Genomic DNA, 18,826 nt, shown 5'->3' with positions numbered 1-18,826 from the left:
CGCGGTATTCCGCGGTGGCTTTTTTATGCCTGTAGCCATTCGCTGAGTGAAAAGGTGTCTTTTAGGCGGTAACCCTTTTCCGTAAGCTGTATCGTACAGCATTCGTTTACCGGATCATGCTCAAGGAATAGTGCGTAGTCATGGTCTACCGCCTCCTGCCAATAGTCCTTCCGTTCTTCCATGGTCGTGAGCGGGCGTACATCATAGCTCATCACATAAGGTAGAGGAATGTGCCCTGCAGAAGGGAGAAGATCGGCCATATACAATAAGGTTCTGCCTTTGTAGTTGATTTGAGGCAGCATCATGGCATCCGTATGTCCATAGGTGAATCGGATTTTAATGTGCTCTGAAAAGCTGATGCCATCTTCAGCTTCTACAAAACTGAGTTGACCGCTTTCGTAAATCGGGATGATGTTTTCCTGAAGGAATGAAGGTTTTTCACGGTGGTTCGGGAATAACGCCCAGTCCCAGTGCTGCTTGTTGCTCCAAAAGGTGGCATTTTTAAATGCAGGTACAAGCTGCTCGTTTTCGCGGACAATCGCACCGCCGACGTGATCAAAATGAAGATGGGTGAGAAAGACATCTGTAACATCATCGCGGTGAAAACCGTGGGCCGCCAGTGAACTATCAAGTGTTGCGTCGCCGTGCCGGTAATAATGGCTGAAAAACTTTTCGCCCTGTTTATTGCCTATTCCCGTATCAACCAGTATCAGCCGTTTCCCCTCTTCGATCAACAGCAGGCGTGTAGCCCATGTGCACATATTCCGCTCGTCTGCAGGATTGGTTTTCTGCCAGATGGATTTGGGTACTACGCCAAACATGGCGCCACCGTCAAGTTTGAAAAATCCGGTATCAATTGTATATAAGTTCATACGTTAACGTGTTTATTGGCAACTGCTAAAGGTAATAAAAGCTGACAAAGTTTGAAAATCCACGGTTAGTGAAGTAAACGTTTGCATTAAAAAATTGATTCTTTTTTTTTCGTTTTTTCGCTAAAACGATAAACGATTCTGGGTCACAGTTTGTTGACTTAGTGTATTTTATACAATCAACTGATTTTCAGTAATTTTTGATTTATTTTAGGATTTTTTAATCCATACATTTGCTGCACTTGTTTAACAAAATACTTAAAAAAGTGCTATGAATGCTCTAAAAATGGCGATTCCTGACCTAACTTACCTTTTCATTAAAAATAAAGATAAGGTACACTATCAAACCAGCGTGGCTGAATTGGTTGAACACGCCATCGTCAACGGCGAAGGAAATCTGTCGGAAACGGGTGCACTGGCCGCTGATACGGGCCGTTTTACAGGACGGACCCCGTATGACCGATACATTGTACGCGACGAGGTGACGGAAGACTCGGTATGGTGGGGGAATGTTAACCAACCGATTGCCGAGAGTTCGTTTGAATACTTGTTTGAGGAGATAGGCACGTATTTTAATGACCGGGAGATTTTTGTACGCGATGGTTTCGCAGGAGCTGATACGGAACACCGGATCGGCATCCGTACAGTTACAGAGACGGCGTACCAAAATATTTTTGTACATAATCTGTTTATCCGGCCCGAAACTCCCGATCCAGCGACAACCCCGGAATGGTCTATTCTGGCGGCACCTGGTTACGCTTGTTTGCAGCCGGAGTCATTGGGACTGCATCACGCGAATTTCGTCATCATTAATTTTAAGCGGAAAATTATTTTGGTGGGGGGAACGGGCTATACAGGTGAAATTAAGAAGAGTATTTTTTCAGTATTGAATTACATATTACCCCTTCAGAAGGGCATACTATCCATGCATTGTTCCGCGAATACGGATGTTAACGGCCATACCGCACTTTTCTTTGGCCTTTCGGGTACGGGTAAAACCACACTTTCAGCGGATAAAGACCGGATGCTGATTGGAGATGACGAGCACGGTTGGGATACCAAAGGTATTTTTAATTTGGAGGGTGGATGCTATGCCAAATGCGTGGGGCTTGACGAAAGCAAAGAACCCCAGATTTTCCGTGCTATCCGTTTCGGCGCACTGATTGAGAACGTCGGTTTTTTCCCGGGCACGCGGGTGGTAAACTACAACGATATTTCCAAAACGGAAAATACCCGGGCTGCTTACCCCATTCACTATGTGCCGGATAGTGTGATCTTGGGCAGAGGAGGGGCGCCTAAAAACATTTTCTTTCTTACCGCCGATGCATTCGGTGTAATTCCTCCGGTTTCATTACTTTCCACCGCTCAAGCCATGTATCACTTCATGTCTGGCTACACGGCCAAAGTGGCGGGGACCGAAGAGGGGATACGGGAGCCGAAAGCCGTTTTTTCCGCCTGTTTCGGTGAGGCTTTTTTGCCCCTGCACCCGATGTACTATGCAAACCTGCTGCGGGAAAAACTGGTTGCGGGAGCGATTGATGTGTGGTTGGTTAACACCGGATGGATTGCGGGGCCTTATGGCATCGGCCGCCGCATCAAATTGCGCTATACCCGCTCCATCATCAACGCTGCATTGACGGGGATACTTAAAGAATCTACTTTCCGTACCCATCCGATCTTTGGACTCCGGTATCCGATGAGCTGCCCGGATGTACCCGATGCCGTACTTGATCCCGTACAGCTATGGCCGGACGCACAGGCGTATTACGCCCAGGCAAATCAACTGGCAAAACTTTTCATTGAAAATTTTAAAAAATTCGGTAAAGAAGTGAGTGACGAGGTGCTGGCTGCATCGCCCGTTACATTGGAATCTGCTTTCTCAGTCTAATTGTTTAATAATCGCAGCTCCAGCCCCCATAAGTCGTAGACTGTGGGGGCTTTTTTATGCAATGCCGGGGTTCCCACTTTCTGAAAATAGCGCAAACGATTGTGTGAGGAAAAGATATGGTTATTATTTTTCGAATGTGCATATTGCGCTCATGATGCGTAATTTTAACTTAGAGCAGGTGTCCGCATTGGCTAGTAGATTTGACATTGAGGGCAATGTCACCGACGTGTCGCCGTTTGGGTCTGGACACATCAATGATACGTACCGTGTGCTGACCGATGGATATAATACCGATGGTTATCTCCTCCAGCGGGTAAACCACCATGTATTCAAAAACGTGAAAGCGGTGATGGAGAACATGCAATTGGTGATCCGGCATTTAAAGGAAAAATATAGACAGGCGGGCGACCAGACGGTGCCTGTTGAAAAAAAGGTACTCACCCTGATACCTACCCGCGAAAATGATCCTTACCTGGTGGATGATGCAGGCAATTTCTGGCGGATGCTGATCCTGCTGGCGGATACAAGGAGTTATGACATTGTTGAAACTCCCCAGCAGGCCCGCGAAGGTGGACGGGCATTCGGGCAGTTCCAACGGCTGCTGTCGGATTTGGATGTTGGGAATATCCATGAAGTGCTTCCTGATTTTCACCACATCGGGAAGCGATTGGACAAGCTTAATCACGCGGTAGCGGCGGACCCTGTAAATCGTGTTGCACAGGCGTCTGCGGAATTGGCCGCTATTAAGTGCCGGGAAAGGCGCATGCATACCATATTGGATTTGGCTGCGGACGGAATTCTGCCCATCCGAATTACGCATAACGATACCAAATTCAACAATGTGTTGCTAGACATGCATGACAAAGCTCAGTGCGTCATTGACCTTGACACCGTGATGCCTGGATACGTTGCTTACGACTTTGGGGATGCAATCCGTACCATTATTAATCGTGCTGCCGAAGATGAAGCGGATCTAAGTAAGATCACGCTTAATATCCCACTGTTTGAAGCCTATGTTTCGGGATATTTTGAAGAGGCACATTACTTTTTGACAGCGGAGGAGGTGAGCTCGCTGATTGAAGGTGTACTGCTATTGCCTTATATGCAAGCTGTACGGTTCCTTACCGATTTTTTGGAAGGAGATCATTATTACAAAGTTCATCACGCGGATCACAATTTACAGCGTACCCGTGCACAGCTTAGGTTGGTAGAACAGCTTGAGGTGCATGAACCCGAATTGAGGGAGATCATTGATCGCGTGGTGCGTCAGTATCAAAAATAAGCGTATGAAGCATTTAATTGTTCCTTATTTGGGTCAGGTTGGATATGGATCGGAGCCCGATGAACTGTGGGCGGCAATGGCCAACGTCTCAGATCATGGATTGGAGGAAGTGTCATGGCCTTCGTTTCCCTATAAACCCAATGTACGCTTTAAACTGGCATACGCCAAAGATTGCCTATTGCTATGCTATGTGGTTCGTGAAAAACACGTAAGAGCCGTTTACCGGAATACGAATGACCCGGTTTATAAAGACAGTTGCGTCGAGTTTTTCCTGTCTTTCGATGCACATCAATATTACAACCTGGAGTTCAACTGCGCCGGAACCGGGCTGATCGGCTATGGAGGGGCGGATAAGGAAACGCGTCAGCGATTGCCGAATGACTTGATTGAACGGGTAAGAACCCTTGGTGGCATCTCCGGAAAAAACGACGAAAAGGAGGAGATGGAGTGGAAATTACTGTTGAATATTCCATTTGAGATATTTAATTACCATACCCTTACCTCGTTTGCTGGCCTGCGATGCACGGGTAATTTTTACAAATGCGGAGACGAATTGCCGATTCCGCACTTTTTATCGTGGAACCGGATTGATCATCCCGTGCCGAATTTCCACTTACCGCAGTTTTTTGGCGAGCTGTTATTTCAATAAAATAATATTGGAAATTAATTTGTAATAGTCTATCTTTGCACCCTTAAACAGGGAATAATAGTAACACGTAGATAAAATGAAGAAAGACTTGCATCCATCGAATTACAGGTTAGTGGTTTTCAAGGATATGTCAAATGATTATGCTTTTATTACCAAATCATGCATTGACAGCAAAGAAACCATCAAATGGGAGGATGGAAATGAATACCCCTTGGTAAAGCTTGAAATTTCGCACACTTCCCACCCTTATTATACCGGCAAGATGAAATTGGTCGATACCGCAGGCCGTATCGATAAATTCCGTAACCGTTACAATAAGAAATAAGGAATACGCAGATAAAAAATATTAGTCCCGATATTTTATCGGGACTTTTTTATTTTAGCCGTTCTAAATGGAGACCTATGCATATCGTTCTATTTGACAATGCGGAATGGCGGATGGGGCTGTATCCGTTGTCATTGACGCGTCCGGTGGCCGATCTGCGTGTCGGGATATTGACGATAGCCGAGAAATGGGCAAAACGGTGGAATGCTCCTTATTCATTTTTAAGTGAAGATTACCTGGCAGAAAAGTATCCGCTTGGGGAAGTATCCGGAGATGTATTGCTTATCCGCGGCAATTGCTGTCCGGATAGCCGGCTATTCGATGCGGTGGATGCATTGCGTGGGGGGCAGGTACTGACGTCAGGCAGCGAAATGATCGCGGTTCGTGGCGACGCGGGAGATTTGTTCCCTTGGAATCCAACTGCTATTCAGCGCTTTTCGCGTGTTGTCTATGAGCATAACGTGGTGGAAATAAACCATCCGGAAGATCTATTTCTGAATAACGGCCAACAAATCGGTTTGGACTTCGATCTGCTTACCAAAGGGCGGACCTCTGCACCGCTTTCCAACAGCAATCGTTTTCTGGGCGAACAAATTTTTGCCGAAGAGGGAGCAAAGGCGGAATTTGCTACCTTCAATAGCACGATGGGCCCCATTTATCTTGGCAGAAACAGTGAAGTATGGGAGGGAAGCCACATCAGAGGGGCATTTGCACTGGGCGAGCATTCTCAGGTAAAGATGGGAGCGAGGATCTACAGCAACGTGACGGTAGGGCCCTATTCAAGGGTAGGGGGTGAGTTGAATACATGCGTCATATGGGGAAGGTCGGCCAAGGGACACGATGGTTACTTGGGAAGCGCGGTGATGGGAGAGTGGTGCAACTGGGGCGCGGATACCAACAATTCCAATATGAAGAATAACTATAAGTCTGTGCATTTGTACGATTATCAGCATTCGGATTACCGGGATTCGGGTTTGCAGTTTTGCGGTGCCATTATGGCCGATCATGTACGGTGTGCCATCAATACCGCATTGAATACAGGTACGGTGGTGGGAGTGGGGGCTACTCTTTTCGGAGGAGAGATGCCACCGACATTCATTCCCGATTTTTCGTGGGGAAGTCCGGAAGGTTTTTCCACCTACCGGCTGGATAAATTCTTTGAAACGGCATCGTTGGTATACCAGCGGCGTAATCTCGAATTTACTGAAATGGAAAAGAGATTGCTGACCACTGTGTTTGAATTGACCCGGAAATACCGGAATCAAACCTATATTAATTAATTACTTACATAGAATAATAAGCATCATGCGAAACAAAATTGTAGCTGGAAACTGGAAAATGAACCTCGACTATCAACAGGGAGTGAGTCTTTTTTCGGAAATTGTAAACATGGCCAAAGATGAGGTAATGGGCCATCAGCAAGTTGTGGTTTGCAGTCCCTTTATCCATTTACACAGCATTGCGCAATTGGCTAAAGGAGCGTCTCAAGTGGCTGTGGGAGCACAGAACATCTACTTTGAAGAAGCGGGGGCCTATACCGGTGAAATTTCGGCCGCACAGGTGAAGTCTACCGGAGCAGCTTACGTTATCCTGGGGCATTCGGAGCGTCGGGCCTATTTCGGTGAAGACGATTATGTGCTCGGTAAAAAGGTGGATGCGGCATTGAAACATGAATTGATTCCCATTTTCTGTATCGGGGAAACACGGGAAGAAAGAGAGTCAGACCGGTATTTTGAAGTCATTGGCGAGCAATTGAAAAAGGGAATTTTTCATCTTTCCAACGACTCTTTTCAGCAGGTAGTATTGGCCTATGAACCCGTTTGGGCAATCGGAACCGGACTCACAGCTTCTCCTGAACAGGCGCAGGAGGTGCATGCGTTCATCCGTAATGCGGTAGCAGAACAGTATACTGAAGATTTGGCGGAACGTACAACCATACTGTACGGTGGAAGCTGCAATCCTAAAAATGCACCGGATCTTTTCTCGCAGCCGGATATTGATGGCGGACTCATCGGCGGTGCTTCTTTGAAATCGCGTGATTTTATCGACATCGTTAAAGTTTTTAATCACTGATTTTCAATTATAATCTGCGGATTGCCGTGTCCATGAAATACAGTGAAGTAAGTTTTACCTGCAAAGGTGGCGAGGCCTGGCATCAGGACATATTGATCCATGATCTGGCAGGCCTCGGATTTGATACATTTGAACCGCGTGATGACGGTTTCGCTGCATACATCGCTTCTGAACAACTCGATCTACAGGCCCTGGAATCGTTGCTTATTCACCAACCCATTGGTTTTGAGGTTACGTACGCCGTGCGAGAAATACTCCCTCAAAATTGGAATGCGGTGTGGGAAAGTAATTTTGAGCCGGTAACCGTAGCCGACCAGTGTTACGTGCGGGCCACGTTTCATCCAGCCCAACCTTCATATCCTTACGAGATCGTTATCGATCCTAAAATGGCATTTGGCACGGGCCACCACCAAACCACTTCGTTGGTTATGTGTTACATGCTTGAAGAGTCGTTCAACGGAAAGGAGGTGCTGGATATGGGATGCGGTACGGGCATATTGGCGATATTGGCGGCGAAAATGGGCGCTTCACGTATATGGGCTATTGACAATGACCCGGTATGTATTGATAGCGTTGTGGAGAATATGGCCCTGAATAACATCACGAACATTGTAACAAAATGCGGCTCGACGGAGTGGATCGTGGATGAAAAGTTCGACATCATATTAGCTAATATAAATCGAAATGTGTTATTAGACCAATTGAAACAGTACGCAAAATCATTGCATGACGGCGGCGTGCTGTATGTGAGTGGCTTTTATGAAGGGGGTGACCTGGAATCGCTTCAGATTGCCGGAGCCAACTATGCATTGGAATACGATACCCATCGTTCATTGGATGGATGGGCAGCAGCATGTTTTAGAAAACGAGATTAACTATGCGCGTACACTTTATTGCCATTGGTGGGAGCATTATGCATAACCTTGCTATCGCACTGGCTAAGAAAGGGTATATAGTCAGCGGTTCAGATGATCATATCTACGAGCCGTCCCGGACTAATCTCGCTAACGAGAACTTGCTTCCGCCGCCGGGCTGGGACCCCACACGTATTACGTCAGATATTGACGCCGTTGTGCTGGGTATGCATGCCAAGGCTGATAATCCCGAATTGCTGAAAGCACAGGAGATGGGAATCCGTATTTACTCCTATCCGGAGTTTATTTACGAACAGACCAAAGAAAAAACCCGGGTCGTTATCGGTGGTAGTCACGGAAAAACCACCATCACCAGCATGATTATGCATGTGCTTAAATCCATCGGACGTGATTTTGACTATCTGGTGGGTGCCAAACTCGATGAGTTTGATCACATGGTCAGGCTTACAAAGGATGCGCCGCTCATGATCATCGAGGGTGATGAGTACCTGGCCTCACCGATAGACCAACGCCCGAAATTCCATTTATATAAGCCACATATTGCGCTTATCAGTGGCATTGCGTGGGATCATGTCAATGTATTTCCGACTTTTGAGAATTACGTGAACCAGTTCCGGCTGTTTATCAAAACCATTGAACCCAAGGGTACGCTGGTTTATAATAAAGAAGATCAGATACTCAGGGAACTGGTACTTGAAGATCAATCCAAGATCAATAAACACGGATACCGTACGCCGGAGTATACCATTAATAAGGGGATTACCTATATCCATACAAACAATGGAGATATCCCCCTGCAGGTTTTTGGGAAACATAATTTATCCAATATTGTGGCAGCTTTCACCGTTTGCGAATGGTTGGGAGTAGAGCGGGAGGCGTTTTATGCGGCAATCAAGCAGTTTAAGAGTGCTTCCCGTCGGTTAGAATACGTAGCCAGCGACAACGACAGCGTGGTTTATCAGGATTTTGCACACACCCCCGCGAAGCTGAAGGCTAGTATCCATGCGCTTAAAGAACAATTTCCCGATAAGGCACTGGTGGCCATCATCGAATTGCATACGTATAGCAGCCTTAACGAAGCGTACCTAAAAGAGTACAGAGATACCATGCATGAGGCAGAATATCCAGCCGTATTTATCAACCAGGAATCGTTGAAACAACGCAATGCCGGAGCCATTTCAGAGGAAATGCTAAAAGCGGCTTTTAATCAACCTAACCTCGTCTATTTCAGTAATGTAGAAAGCATGAAGCAATACCTCATGGCAATGAACCCAACCGGCCGGAATCTATTGCTTATGAGTTCAGGAAATTATGGTGGCATAAATCTTGTTAATTTTGCCGATAAGTTCCTATATAAGTGAAAGTTTTAACTATATTAGTTTGCCAGGTAAAAACATTTAATTTAATCATGACAACTACTTAAATTCAATATACCATCTCACCAATGAATACATTAGGAAAAAAAATCAGACTCCTCCGTCATCAAAAGGGGTGGAGCCAGGAAGACGTAGCTAAAAGGCTGGATATATCGATACCGGCATTTTCTAAGATTGAAACCGGAATTACCGATGTTAACCTATCCCGATTGGACCAGATATCCCGTTTATTTGGACTGACAGTGGTTCAATTGCTGGCCACTAATGACTCTGAAGAAGAGAAGAAGTACATTTCAGAGTTGACGGCTGCCCATAAAAAACTTCAGGAACGTGACGCTGAAGTGATCGAACTTCAAAAGAAAGTGATCGAACTTTACGAACAGTTGCATAGAAAAAACGGAGAGTAATTTTTAACTACACACACATCTACTCGGTATAATTAATCATAACCGCAGTAGATGTGTTGGGGAATAATTGCACAGTACGGCAAGGATACTTAAGAATCCTATGTTCTTGGCAGGTAATGGTTTTTGCTCAAACGCGAAGCTTTTTATCAAAAATCATCATCGTCATCAAAATCATCAAACTCTTCCAGCGAGTCGAGTTCATCCAATTCGAAGCTGTCGTCATCCTCGAACAGGTCATCCGAATCGTCGTCCTCATCATCGGGCCCACCGGCAAAAGTGACCAAAACGTCATCCTCCATAATCGCTAACTCATTGTCATGCATCATTGGCGTTTTCATAATCATGTAAAAGCGTATTGTTTTTAATTTTTAATAGGATAAAAATAACAAGTTTTTGATATCAAAACACTTTTTTTAAAAAAAATATATTGAGTCTTTTACTCGCTGATTTCACCGATGGCATTGTCTCCTTCCTGCACGATTTCTTTGAGTTTTGGCAGGTCTGCTGTACTGTCAATTCCGAAGTGATCCATGAATAAGTCGCTGGTTCCATATAAAATGGGCTTGCCCAGCGTATCGGCTTTGCCAACGATTTTAATGAGCTCCTTTTCAAGGAGTCGCTGCACCGAATAATCACAATTGACACCACGAATCTGTTCGATTTCCAGCTTGGTGATCGGCTGGCGATAGGCGATAATCGCTAGGGTTTCCAGCGCCGCTTGGCTAAGCTTCTTTTTTGCCCGATGGGCCTGCAGCTGGTTTATGGTGTTGTAATATTGCGGTTTTGTCAAAAACTGATAGCCATTGTTGATGGATTTCAGTTCCAGAATGTGGTTGTTGTTCAGGTAACGGTCCTTAATATCTTCGAGGGCATCAAGGATTAGCTGTTCATCAATGCGATCGCCTAATACGGCCTCAAGCACCTGTTGAATTTCGGGCACACCTATTCCATACTCCGACGCATATACCAACGCTTCTACGTGTTGAATGACATTTTCCAAGTCGGTTTCTATTTAATAGTCAATGACTTGTTCGACCATCGTATCCGGTATTTCCCTGAATTCATATTTCTGTGTGCGGAGCTGAGGCTGGAACCCGGCCTCCCGGATCGCGTCTTGGATAGACTTGGAAGTAAAACGGTGCGGCGCACCCGCAGCCGATACGACATTTTCCTCAATCATGATGGATCCGAAGTCATTGGCCCCGGCGTGTAGGCAAAGCTGAGCAACGTGTTTTCCCACCGTAAGCCACGAGGCTTGAATGTTTTTGATATTGGGCAACATGATGCGGCTTAATGCGATCATGCGGATGTATTCTTCACCGGTTACATTGTTGGTAATTCCGCGGAGACGTTTGAGAAGCGTGCCGTCATCCTGGAAGGGCCAGGGAATAAATGCAATAAATCCATATGCGCCTTCTGGACGTTCCTCCTGTACCTGCCGGATCCACACAAGGTGCTCGAATCGTTCCTCTAGGGTTTCGATATGACCGAACATCATCGTAGCCGAGGTAGGCAAATTGACCTGATGCGCAGCCCGCATCACATCCAACCATTCTTTGCCCCCGCATTTTCCTTTGGAGATGAGCCTTCGGACGCGGTCATTCAATATTTCTGCGCCGGCACCCGGCAACGAATCCAAGCCCGCTTCTTTCAGGGCGCGAAGTACATCGATGTGACTCATCCCCTCCAGCTTGGCAATATGGGCCACTTCAGGTGGGCCAAGTGAATGCAATTTTAAGGCAGGATACAGTTGCTTTAACTCCCGGAAAAGATTGGTGTAAAAAGCCAATCCCAAATCCGGGTGGTGGCCGCCCTGAAGTAACAACTGGTCTCCTCCATATCGGAAGGTTTCTTCGATCTTGCGTTTATAGGTCTCGATGTCTGTGATGTAGCTTTCCTCGTGTCCCGGTCGGCGGAAAAAATTACAGAATTTACAGTTGGCAATGCACACATTTGTCGTATTCACATTGCGGTCAATCTGCCAGGTGACCTTGCCGTGGGGCACTTGTATTTTACGCAATTCGTTGGCAACATAGGATAGGTCTGCAACGGGTGCATGCTTATGCAGATAAATTCCTTCCTCAATGGAAAGAAATTCAAAATTTAACGCACGCCCCAACAAACTGTCAACATTCATGGTTGCAAAGATACGTAGTTTTTGGTAAACCTATGGGATCATTTCAACCTGCTTACGCTGCCGGAACAAGTTTCAAGAGCATTCCCGGATCTTCCGTTAATACGAAAATCAGGCCATCCGGGCTTTGGGCAAGATAGCGCACCCGCCCGATGTTTTGCAACAGTTTTTCTTCGTGTACGTATTTCTCGTTTTCGACTTCAATCCGCGCTATGTGGGTAAGTGCCAATGCTCCGGCAAACAAATTGCCTTTCCATCCCGGATAGCGGTCGCCGTGGTAATACAGGAGCCCACAGGTAGCAATGGAAGGTGTCCAATAGTGAATCGGTTGTTCCATGCCTTCCTGCTCCGTCTGCTCGGAAATGATGGCCCCGCTATAATCGATTCCGTAGGTAATGGAGGGCCATCCGTAATTTTTCCCTTTTTCGATGATGTTGAGCTCATCACCGCCACGTGGGCCATGTTCAGTTGCATAAAGTACATCTCCCGATTCGTCATAGGCTAATCCCTGCACATTACGATGTCCGTAAGACCAGATACTGGGTTTGGCCCCCGGCTGGTTTGTAAATGGATTGTCTGCGGGTATGCGGCCGTCGTCGTGCAGACGGTGTATTTTTCCCATATCGTTGGAAAGATTTTGTGCATTTTCCTTGGTGCCACGCTCGCCGGTGCTGAAGTAAAGATATCCGTGCTTGTCAAAAGCAATGCGGCTGCCAAAATGTACGCCTGATGCCGATAGTGGCGTGGTTTGGTACAGGGTTTCTACATCGCTGATTTGTGTGCCCGTTAGCCGGAAGCGCATCAAAGCCGTACTTCCCCCGCCATCTCCGGGTTTTGCACAGGTTACGTATATCCATCCGTTTTCACGATAGTGCGGATGGAGTTGGATGTCCATCAGTCCGCCTTGTCCACGTTGGTAAACTTCCGGCAATCCGGTGAGCTTTTTGCCTGTATAGTGTTCGGCTTCGAATATCCATATTTCTCCCTTACGTTCGGTTACGAGCATGCGGCCATCGGGCAGCCAGGCCATGCCCCACGGGTTTTCTAGACCCGTATATAATGTGTCAATATAAAACGAAGCTTTTTCTGTCGCGATTACCGAAGCGGTGCCTACCGGTACTCCACCCGAACGCTGTGTGCCATCGCAACTGAAGAATAAAAGGAGTGCGTATGCCGCCATCCATGAAGAAAAAAAGCGTATCTGTGTCTCCATACTGTGTAAATGCCAAAGATAGAGATAATCCTTGCATATATGTAACAAAGTTGGTAGGTTTGCGTAAACCAATGAACAAATAAAACAAACCTTTATTCGTTGGCAGAATCTACTTACATATCGATATCGGACCAAGCGTTACTGGACCGGATCCGTAACGATGATCAAGTTGCCTTTAAGGAATTATATAGGCGACACTGGCAGCGTTGTTACCGGATGGTCATGCGACGATCTGGCGACTCATTGCTGGCAGAAGACCTCACCCAGGCTGTGTTTGTCTCCTTATGGGAAAAGCGGAAGGATGCCGTTATACAAAATCTCGCATCGTATTTGTTTGTAGCGGTGCGATTCCGGTTTATTTCGTACCTGAAATCCCAGATGCGGGAAAGCGCATACCGTGAGCATCTTCTGCATGTTCAGGAAGAGGGGGGTAATCCGGTAGAGGCCTCGTATCGGCTTAAAGAACTAAATGCCGCTATAGATAAAGGCGTGGATATGATGCCACCTAAGACTAAAACGGTCTATACGATGAGCCGCAACGGACAATATTCTGTCAAAGAAATTGCCCGAAAACTGAATCTTTCCGAAAAAGCTGTCGAATACCATATTACGCAATCGTTAAAGACCATGCGCTTGGTGTTGAGGGACTTCCTTCCATTCCTGTTATTCGTACAGGAAATTTTTTAAAATTTTTTCAATTTTTTTTAGGGATATCCCATGTTCGGGCGACTACTCTATAACTAACCAATGTTAGCGAACCATGAGTAGGGAAAATTTTCACCGGTTGTTGGAGCGATATCTGGAGGGACATTGTACTCCCGAGGAAGAGCAATTGGTCCATCATTGGTATCACATGCTTGACGAATATCATGGGGATGGGATCAGTGAGGCTAATGTCGCTACCATAGAAGATGCGATATGGAACAAGATTTCCCAACAAATCAATGATACGGAAACAAGCTCCGAAGTCCGTTACCTGACTCGGCACAGAGGCTGGTGGTGGGTGGCTGCATCTGTCGCCCTGTTTTTGATCGTTGCTGGCACGTGGGTATACCTGCGGGTTGTCTGTTATCCCATCCAACCCTCATTTGCTTCTTCGAAACAGTCGGAGGCCACGATCGTAAAGGTCAGAAACAATGAAGAATCCACCATGAAAGTTATCCTTCCTGACGAATCGCTTGTTGAACTGTATCCGGGTGCCCAATTGGAATATCCCAGGCGTTTCAAAACAACCGATCGGGAAGTACGCTTGATAGGGGACGCTTTTTTTGCGGTAGCCGCCAATAAAGACAATCCGTTCTGGGTATTCCACGAAGGGATGATCACCAAAGTAGTAGGTACCAAATTCAAGATCAAGGCCCCTAAAGGGAATGAAAAGGGAGAAGTAATTGTCTATTCCGGAAAGGTAGATGTTTACTACAATGTGGGCAGGAACCACTTGGTAAAACGGATGCTGTCTGCGCCTGATAAGGCTTCACTGACCACCAACCAAAGAGCCGTGCTGCAGCAGACAACGCTTGAAGAAACGATCACCGAAAACCCGCTGCCCGTAAGCGAACAGTTGGATGCCATCCTGCATGAAACATTCAGGGATATTTCCATGCCGGAACTTGCCAAAACATTAAGTGACTTATACGCGTTAGATGTGGTAGCTGACACCGGTTTGGATGGGATCACGTTTACGGGGGACATCAGCGGAATAGGGTTGTTTAAGCAGCTGGATATTATTTGTACGGTCACCAATACGCGTTATGAAGTAATCGGGAAAGCAATTTTTCTAAGAAGGAAATAAAGATTTTATACACACACACATTATAATACCACAAACACACATTATGCACAAACACACTAAGTTATATGACACATGAAGACAAATAAGACGTAGACACAGCTCAGGGATGCTCATACCTGAGCACCTTTTCCGATTGATTCTTAAAGACGATGTTTTTGGGGAGTACAACACCGTATTCCGAAAGCAAGCGGGCGCGGTATTGCATGAAGCATTTAATTCAAACCTATTAATAACCAAATGACTGACTTATGATAAAAAACACACCGACGTAACCAAAAAAAGCCGGCAATATGGGGGTATTGCCGGCCAGGAATCCCAGCACGATAACGCTGGGAAGTTTATAGTTAACGAACCATAAATTGATCAAAAATATGAAAAAAGATCGAATTATTGCTTTAATCAAAACAGCGATGAGATTAACCTTTTTATATGCCCTCATCTCTTCTTTTGTGATCTGTTCGACCTATGCTAAAGAGGCTGATGCACAGGGGGTGCTGGATAGAAGGGTGGCTTTTTCCGCAAAACGAACGACGATCAAAGAGCTGATCGCGGCATTGGAAGAACAGGCGGGAGTGAAGTTCATCTACAGTTCTTCCGCAATCAAAGCCGACCGGAAACTCAAGCTCACCGCCATGCAAAATGAGTTATCTGAAGTGTTAGAGGGAGTGTTTAAACCACTGGGGATTACCTACCAGTTATCAGAGGACAAAGTGCTTCTTTTCAATTTATTCCAGGATTTTACAATTACAGGCAGCGTATCCAGCGGTGACGATAAGCAACCGATATACGGCGCCGCAATCAAAGTTAAAGGAACGACACGTGGTACCAGCACGGACGGTAATGGACATTTTTCACTGGAAGTGCGGCAGGCAGAAGTGGTGGAAGTGAGCTATATTGGGTTTGCTACCACGGAATTTGTGGTGGATAGTACTAAACGGATCTATGAAGTTGTTTTGCAACCTTCGTTGAGCACATTGGATGAGGTCGTTGTAACGGGGTACTCTGCCCAACGGGTGAAAGACCTGACCGGATCGGTGGCAGTGGTAGATGTCAAGGGGCTGAAACAGCAGCCGGCAGCGAGCCCCGTTGAGGCACTCCAAGGAAAAGCAACCGGTGTGCAGATCATTAATAGTGGAGCGCCCGGGGCTACACCGCAGATCCGTATCCGGGGGTTTAGTACCATCAATAATAATGATCCGCTATATATTATTGACGGCATGCCCTATGAAGGGAAGCTAAGCTGGCTAAGTGCCAATGATATCGAAAGCATGCAGGTACTGAAAGATGCTTCAGCAGCTTCCATCTATGGCGCTCGGGCTAACAACGGCGTGGTGATCGTTACCACCAGGCAGGGGGGCAAAGGTTCGCCCAAGATTACGCTGGATACCTACTACGGTACGCAGGCGCCAAACCGGAGCCGATTCCCCAAAATGCTAACCCCGCAGCAATACGGTGAGTATGTTTACCGGCAGCAAAAAAATGCCGGTGCAACTCCCGGTACCAGTGGAACTACCGGCCAGAATTATGGTTCGGATCCGGATCATCCAACACTGCCCGAATACCTCTTGGCCGGGGACAAAATGGGGCATCAAATCACCGTGGCAGATGCGGATCCCGCGAAGTACCGTTATGTGATGGATCCCGCACAGTATTACACCATTGTTCCCGCTAATCAGGCCGGTACCAACTGGTTCGATGAGATCACAAAAAATGCACCCATTCAGACGTATCAGTTGAGCATCCTAGGCGGAAGCGAAAATGCGATATATGCACTGAGTGGAAGTGCGTTCAAGCAGGAGGGAACGTATCAATATACCGGGTTTGATCGGTATACCATCCGTAGCAATACCAAGTTTACTTTTTTGGACGATCGACTTACGATTGGCGAAAACATGCAGTATTCCGCTACCAACGGCCACGGCTTCGGCGTCAATGAGAATCGATCCGGTTCTTACCAGGGCGAGGACTCGGCAATTGGCTGGGCATATCGTATCCAAACCATTGTGCCGGTATATGATATCATGGGCAATTTTGCCGGTACCAAAGGTAGCATGTTGGGCAATGCCGATAACCCCTTAGCGGTGCTGTACCGACAGAAGGATAATACAAATAAAAGTGGCCAGTTTTTCGGAAGTGCTTTTGCCGATCTGAAGCTGGTAGAAGGACTCAATTTCCGGACGACCTTCGGGCTACGCCATGAAAACTTCAACGGCAAGTCCATCGGGTATCCAAACCCGGAACGCTCGGAAGGTAGCTTTACGAACAATACCTTGAGTGAGTACCGGGGAACCAATACCGAGTGGACGTGGTCGAACACAGCCACCTATGAAAACACCTTTAATGGGATGCACAGACTTAAGATCCTTGCTGGAACGGAGGCAGTGGAGTTAAACTATCACCAGTTGACGGGAAATGGAAATGATTTTTTTGTGTCTGGCGACCTCAATTATTATTACCTCAATACGGCTGCAACCACTGTTGGTGGCAGTGAGGGAAGTGAGAGTTCCCTGTTTTCCATTTTCGGCCGGGTCGAATACGGTTTTGATGACCGGTATTTACTGTCAGCCACGGTGCGCCGTGACGGATCGTCCAATTTCGGACCTGAAAACCGTTACGGTACGTTCCCTGCTGCCAGTATCGCATGGCGGGTATCCAACGAAGGCTTTCTGAAACAGGTTTCCTGGGTGAATGACCTCAAAATCCGGGCCGGCTATGGTGTTACGGGAAATCAACGTATTCCCTCATTCCAATTTATGAGAAGGTACGCTTCGGGGGTCAATCCGTCGTTTTACCCGATTGGTGGGGGCAACGGTCTGACCAGTGGATTGTGGACCAGCGACTACGATAACCAGTCCGTGAAGTGGGAAGAGCTGAAATCACTAAACGTGGGACTTGATTTTACGTTGTTCAATAATTCGATCGATGGTACGTTTGACTGGTTTGACCGGCGCACAAGCGATGTGCTGTACCCGGTACCGCAACCTGCTGCTGCCGTGGGTACAGGTAACTCACCGTATGTCAATTCCGGCGATATGCAGAATGCCGGTATAGAACTTGCCTTAAACTATCATTATGTGGGTGATATGAGTGAAGATGCCTTCCGGTTTGACGTGGGCGTATTCTTTACCAAATATACCAATAACATCATTGCGCTCGCACCGGGTGTCAAAGAGCAGCCTTACATCACGCTGCGTGAGGTGACGACCTCGGTATTAAGGGCAGGCGCGCCGTTTGGTGCTTTTTACGGCTATGATATGATCGGGATATACCAGAGTGAGGATGATATTGCAAACAGCGCTTCGTATGAAGGAGCCCGCGTGGGCGGCCCCAAGTTTGCAGACATTAATGGAGACAATGCGATCGATGGGGATGACCGGACAATCATCGGCAACCCGCATCCGGATTTTATCTATTCACTCAACTTGGGTGCGTCTTACAAGCGGTTTGATATCAGCATGTTCTTTAACGGGTCGCAGGGGAATGACCTGTTTGATCTCACTCGTCAGTATACCGACTTTTACGCATTTCCTGGTTCGGTAAGCACCCGTACGCTGGATGCTTGGAGCCCGAGCAATCCCGGGAGCATGATTCCGTCGGCCTATGCCAATGCACCTACAATCGAGCGACAGTCTTCCAGCTACTATGTGCAAGATGGAAGCTTTTTTCGGATGAAAAATCTGCAAATAGGGTATTCCCTGCCTGCGGATCGCATGTTTCAGGGTCGGGTATCTAATCTAAGGGTATACGCCAGCGTTACTAATCTGTTTACCCTAACCGGTTATAGTGGTATGGATCCGGAGGTGAGCCAATATGGATCTACGGGTTTCACCGGCCCGGGGGTGGATATGGGCGTCTATCCGGTACCACGCCAGTATTTATTGGGGTTGAGTGTCACGTTTTGAGCTATCGGCGTTTAGGTTTTGGATTACTACCATGAACAATA

The 18,826-nt window shown here is 46.8% G+C and carries 17 protein-coding genes; 12 read left to right on the top strand and 5 right to left on the bottom strand.

Annotation, left to right across the window (positions count from 1 at the left end):
• Positions 1-23: 23 nt before the first annotated feature.
• Positions 24-872 carry an MBL fold metallo-hydrolase gene (locus IEX60_RS20355; protein ID WP_188753253.1) on the bottom strand — a complete coding sequence of 283 codons (849 nt, stop codon included), beginning with the start codon at positions 870-872 and terminating at the stop codon, positions 24-26.
• Positions 873-1,140: 268 nt separating this feature from the next.
• Between IEX60_RS20355 and pckA the strand changes: the two genes are divergently transcribed.
• From pckA to IEX60_RS20310, 9 genes are all read left to right on the top strand, one after another.
• Positions 1,141-2,757 (top strand): phosphoenolpyruvate carboxykinase (ATP), encoded by a 1,617-nt coding sequence (gene pckA, locus IEX60_RS20350; protein ID WP_188753252.1) that lies wholly within the window; start codon positions 1,141-1,143, stop codon positions 2,755-2,757.
• Between the two features lie 103 nt (positions 2,758-2,860).
• Entirely contained in the window at positions 2,861-4,039 is a 1,179-nt protein-coding gene (locus tag IEX60_RS20345; RefSeq protein ID WP_229717673.1) for a phosphotransferase enzyme family protein, read from the top strand.
• 4 nt (positions 4,040-4,043) lie between these two features.
• Positions 4,044-4,688, top strand: a complete 645-nt coding sequence (locus IEX60_RS20340) for a carbohydrate-binding family 9-like protein (RefSeq protein ID WP_188753251.1) — start codon at positions 4,044-4,046, stop codon at positions 4,686-4,688.
• A gap of 76 nt (positions 4,689-4,764) precedes the next feature.
• Positions 4,765-5,013 (top strand): type B 50S ribosomal protein L31, encoded by a 249-nt coding sequence (locus IEX60_RS20335; protein ID WP_188753250.1) that lies wholly within the window; start codon positions 4,765-4,767, stop codon positions 5,011-5,013.
• A gap of 77 nt (positions 5,014-5,090) precedes the next feature.
• The gene (locus IEX60_RS20330; RefSeq protein WP_188753249.1) at positions 5,091-6,293 is read left to right on the top strand and encodes a putative sugar nucleotidyl transferase; all 1,203 of its coding nucleotides are present in this window, start codon (positions 5,091-5,093) and stop codon (positions 6,291-6,293) included.
• Positions 6,294-6,318: 25 nt separating this feature from the next.
• Positions 6,319-7,086, top strand: coding sequence for a triose-phosphate isomerase (gene tpiA, locus IEX60_RS20325; RefSeq protein WP_188753248.1), 768 nt, complete (start codon positions 6,319-6,321; stop codon positions 7,084-7,086).
• Positions 7,087-7,118: 32 nt separating this feature from the next.
• Positions 7,119-7,961, top strand: a complete 843-nt coding sequence (gene prmA, locus IEX60_RS20320) for a 50S ribosomal protein L11 methyltransferase (protein ID WP_188753247.1) — start codon at positions 7,119-7,121, stop codon at positions 7,959-7,961.
• A gap of 2 nt (positions 7,962-7,963) precedes the next feature.
• The gene (locus IEX60_RS20315) at positions 7,964-9,322 is read left to right on the top strand and encodes a UDP-N-acetylmuramate--L-alanine ligase (RefSeq protein WP_188753246.1); all 1,359 of its coding nucleotides are present in this window, start codon (positions 7,964-7,966) and stop codon (positions 9,320-9,322) included.
• Positions 9,323-9,405: 83 nt separating this feature from the next.
• Positions 9,406-9,744, top strand: a complete 339-nt coding sequence (locus tag IEX60_RS20310) for a helix-turn-helix domain-containing protein (protein ID WP_188753245.1) — start codon at positions 9,406-9,408, stop codon at positions 9,742-9,744.
• Positions 9,745-9,890: 146 nt separating this feature from the next.
• Here the strand turns inward: IEX60_RS20310 and IEX60_RS20305 are convergent, their stop codons facing one another.
• From IEX60_RS20305 to IEX60_RS20290, 4 genes are all read right to left on the bottom strand, one after another.
• On the bottom strand, positions 9,891-10,088 hold the full coding sequence (locus IEX60_RS20305) for a hypothetical protein (RefSeq protein ID WP_188753244.1): 198 nt from the start codon (positions 10,086-10,088) through the stop codon (positions 9,891-9,893).
• Positions 10,089-10,180: 92 nt separating this feature from the next.
• Positions 10,181-10,744, bottom strand: coding sequence for an SMC-Scp complex subunit ScpB (scpB, locus tag IEX60_RS20300; protein ID WP_188753243.1), 564 nt, complete (start codon positions 10,742-10,744; stop codon positions 10,181-10,183).
• 12 nt (positions 10,745-10,756) lie between these two features.
• Positions 10,757-11,881: a cyclic dehypoxanthinyl futalosine synthase gene (mqnC, locus tag IEX60_RS20295; RefSeq protein WP_188753242.1), complete on the bottom strand. Its 1,125-nt coding sequence runs from the start codon at positions 11,879-11,881 to the stop codon at positions 10,757-10,759.
• A gap of 52 nt (positions 11,882-11,933) precedes the next feature.
• A complete protein-coding gene (locus tag IEX60_RS20290) occupies positions 11,934-13,091 on the bottom strand; it encodes a PQQ-dependent sugar dehydrogenase (protein WP_229717672.1) in 1,158 nt (385 codons plus the stop codon).
• Between the two features lie 99 nt (positions 13,092-13,190).
• On the opposite strand from IEX60_RS20290, the gene IEX60_RS20285 reads away from it, so the two are divergent.
• From IEX60_RS20285 to IEX60_RS20275, 3 genes are all read left to right on the top strand, one after another.
• Positions 13,191-13,778 (top strand): RNA polymerase sigma-70 factor, encoded by a 588-nt coding sequence (locus IEX60_RS20285; protein ID WP_188753241.1) that lies wholly within the window; start codon positions 13,191-13,193, stop codon positions 13,776-13,778.
• 73 nt (positions 13,779-13,851) lie between these two features.
• Complete coding sequence (locus IEX60_RS20280; RefSeq protein ID WP_188753240.1) at positions 13,852-14,883, top strand: FecR family protein; 1,032 nt, start codon at positions 13,852-13,854, stop codon at positions 14,881-14,883.
• Positions 14,884-15,293: 410 nt separating this feature from the next.
• Positions 15,294-18,785 carry a SusC/RagA family TonB-linked outer membrane protein gene (locus IEX60_RS20275; protein WP_229717671.1) on the top strand — a complete coding sequence of 1,164 codons (3,492 nt, stop codon included), beginning with the start codon at positions 15,294-15,296 and terminating at the stop codon, positions 18,783-18,785.
• The last annotated feature ends 41 nt before the right edge of the window (positions 18,786-18,826 follow it).

Origin of the sequence: Parapedobacter defluvii (assembly GCF_014642075.1) — a bacterium.
GTDB lineage: Bacteria > Bacteroidota > Bacteroidia > Sphingobacteriales > Sphingobacteriaceae > Parapedobacter > Parapedobacter defluvii.
The sequence above is the reverse complement of the archived record's forward strand: the minus strand, read 5'-3'. Positions and strand labels throughout refer to the sequence as shown.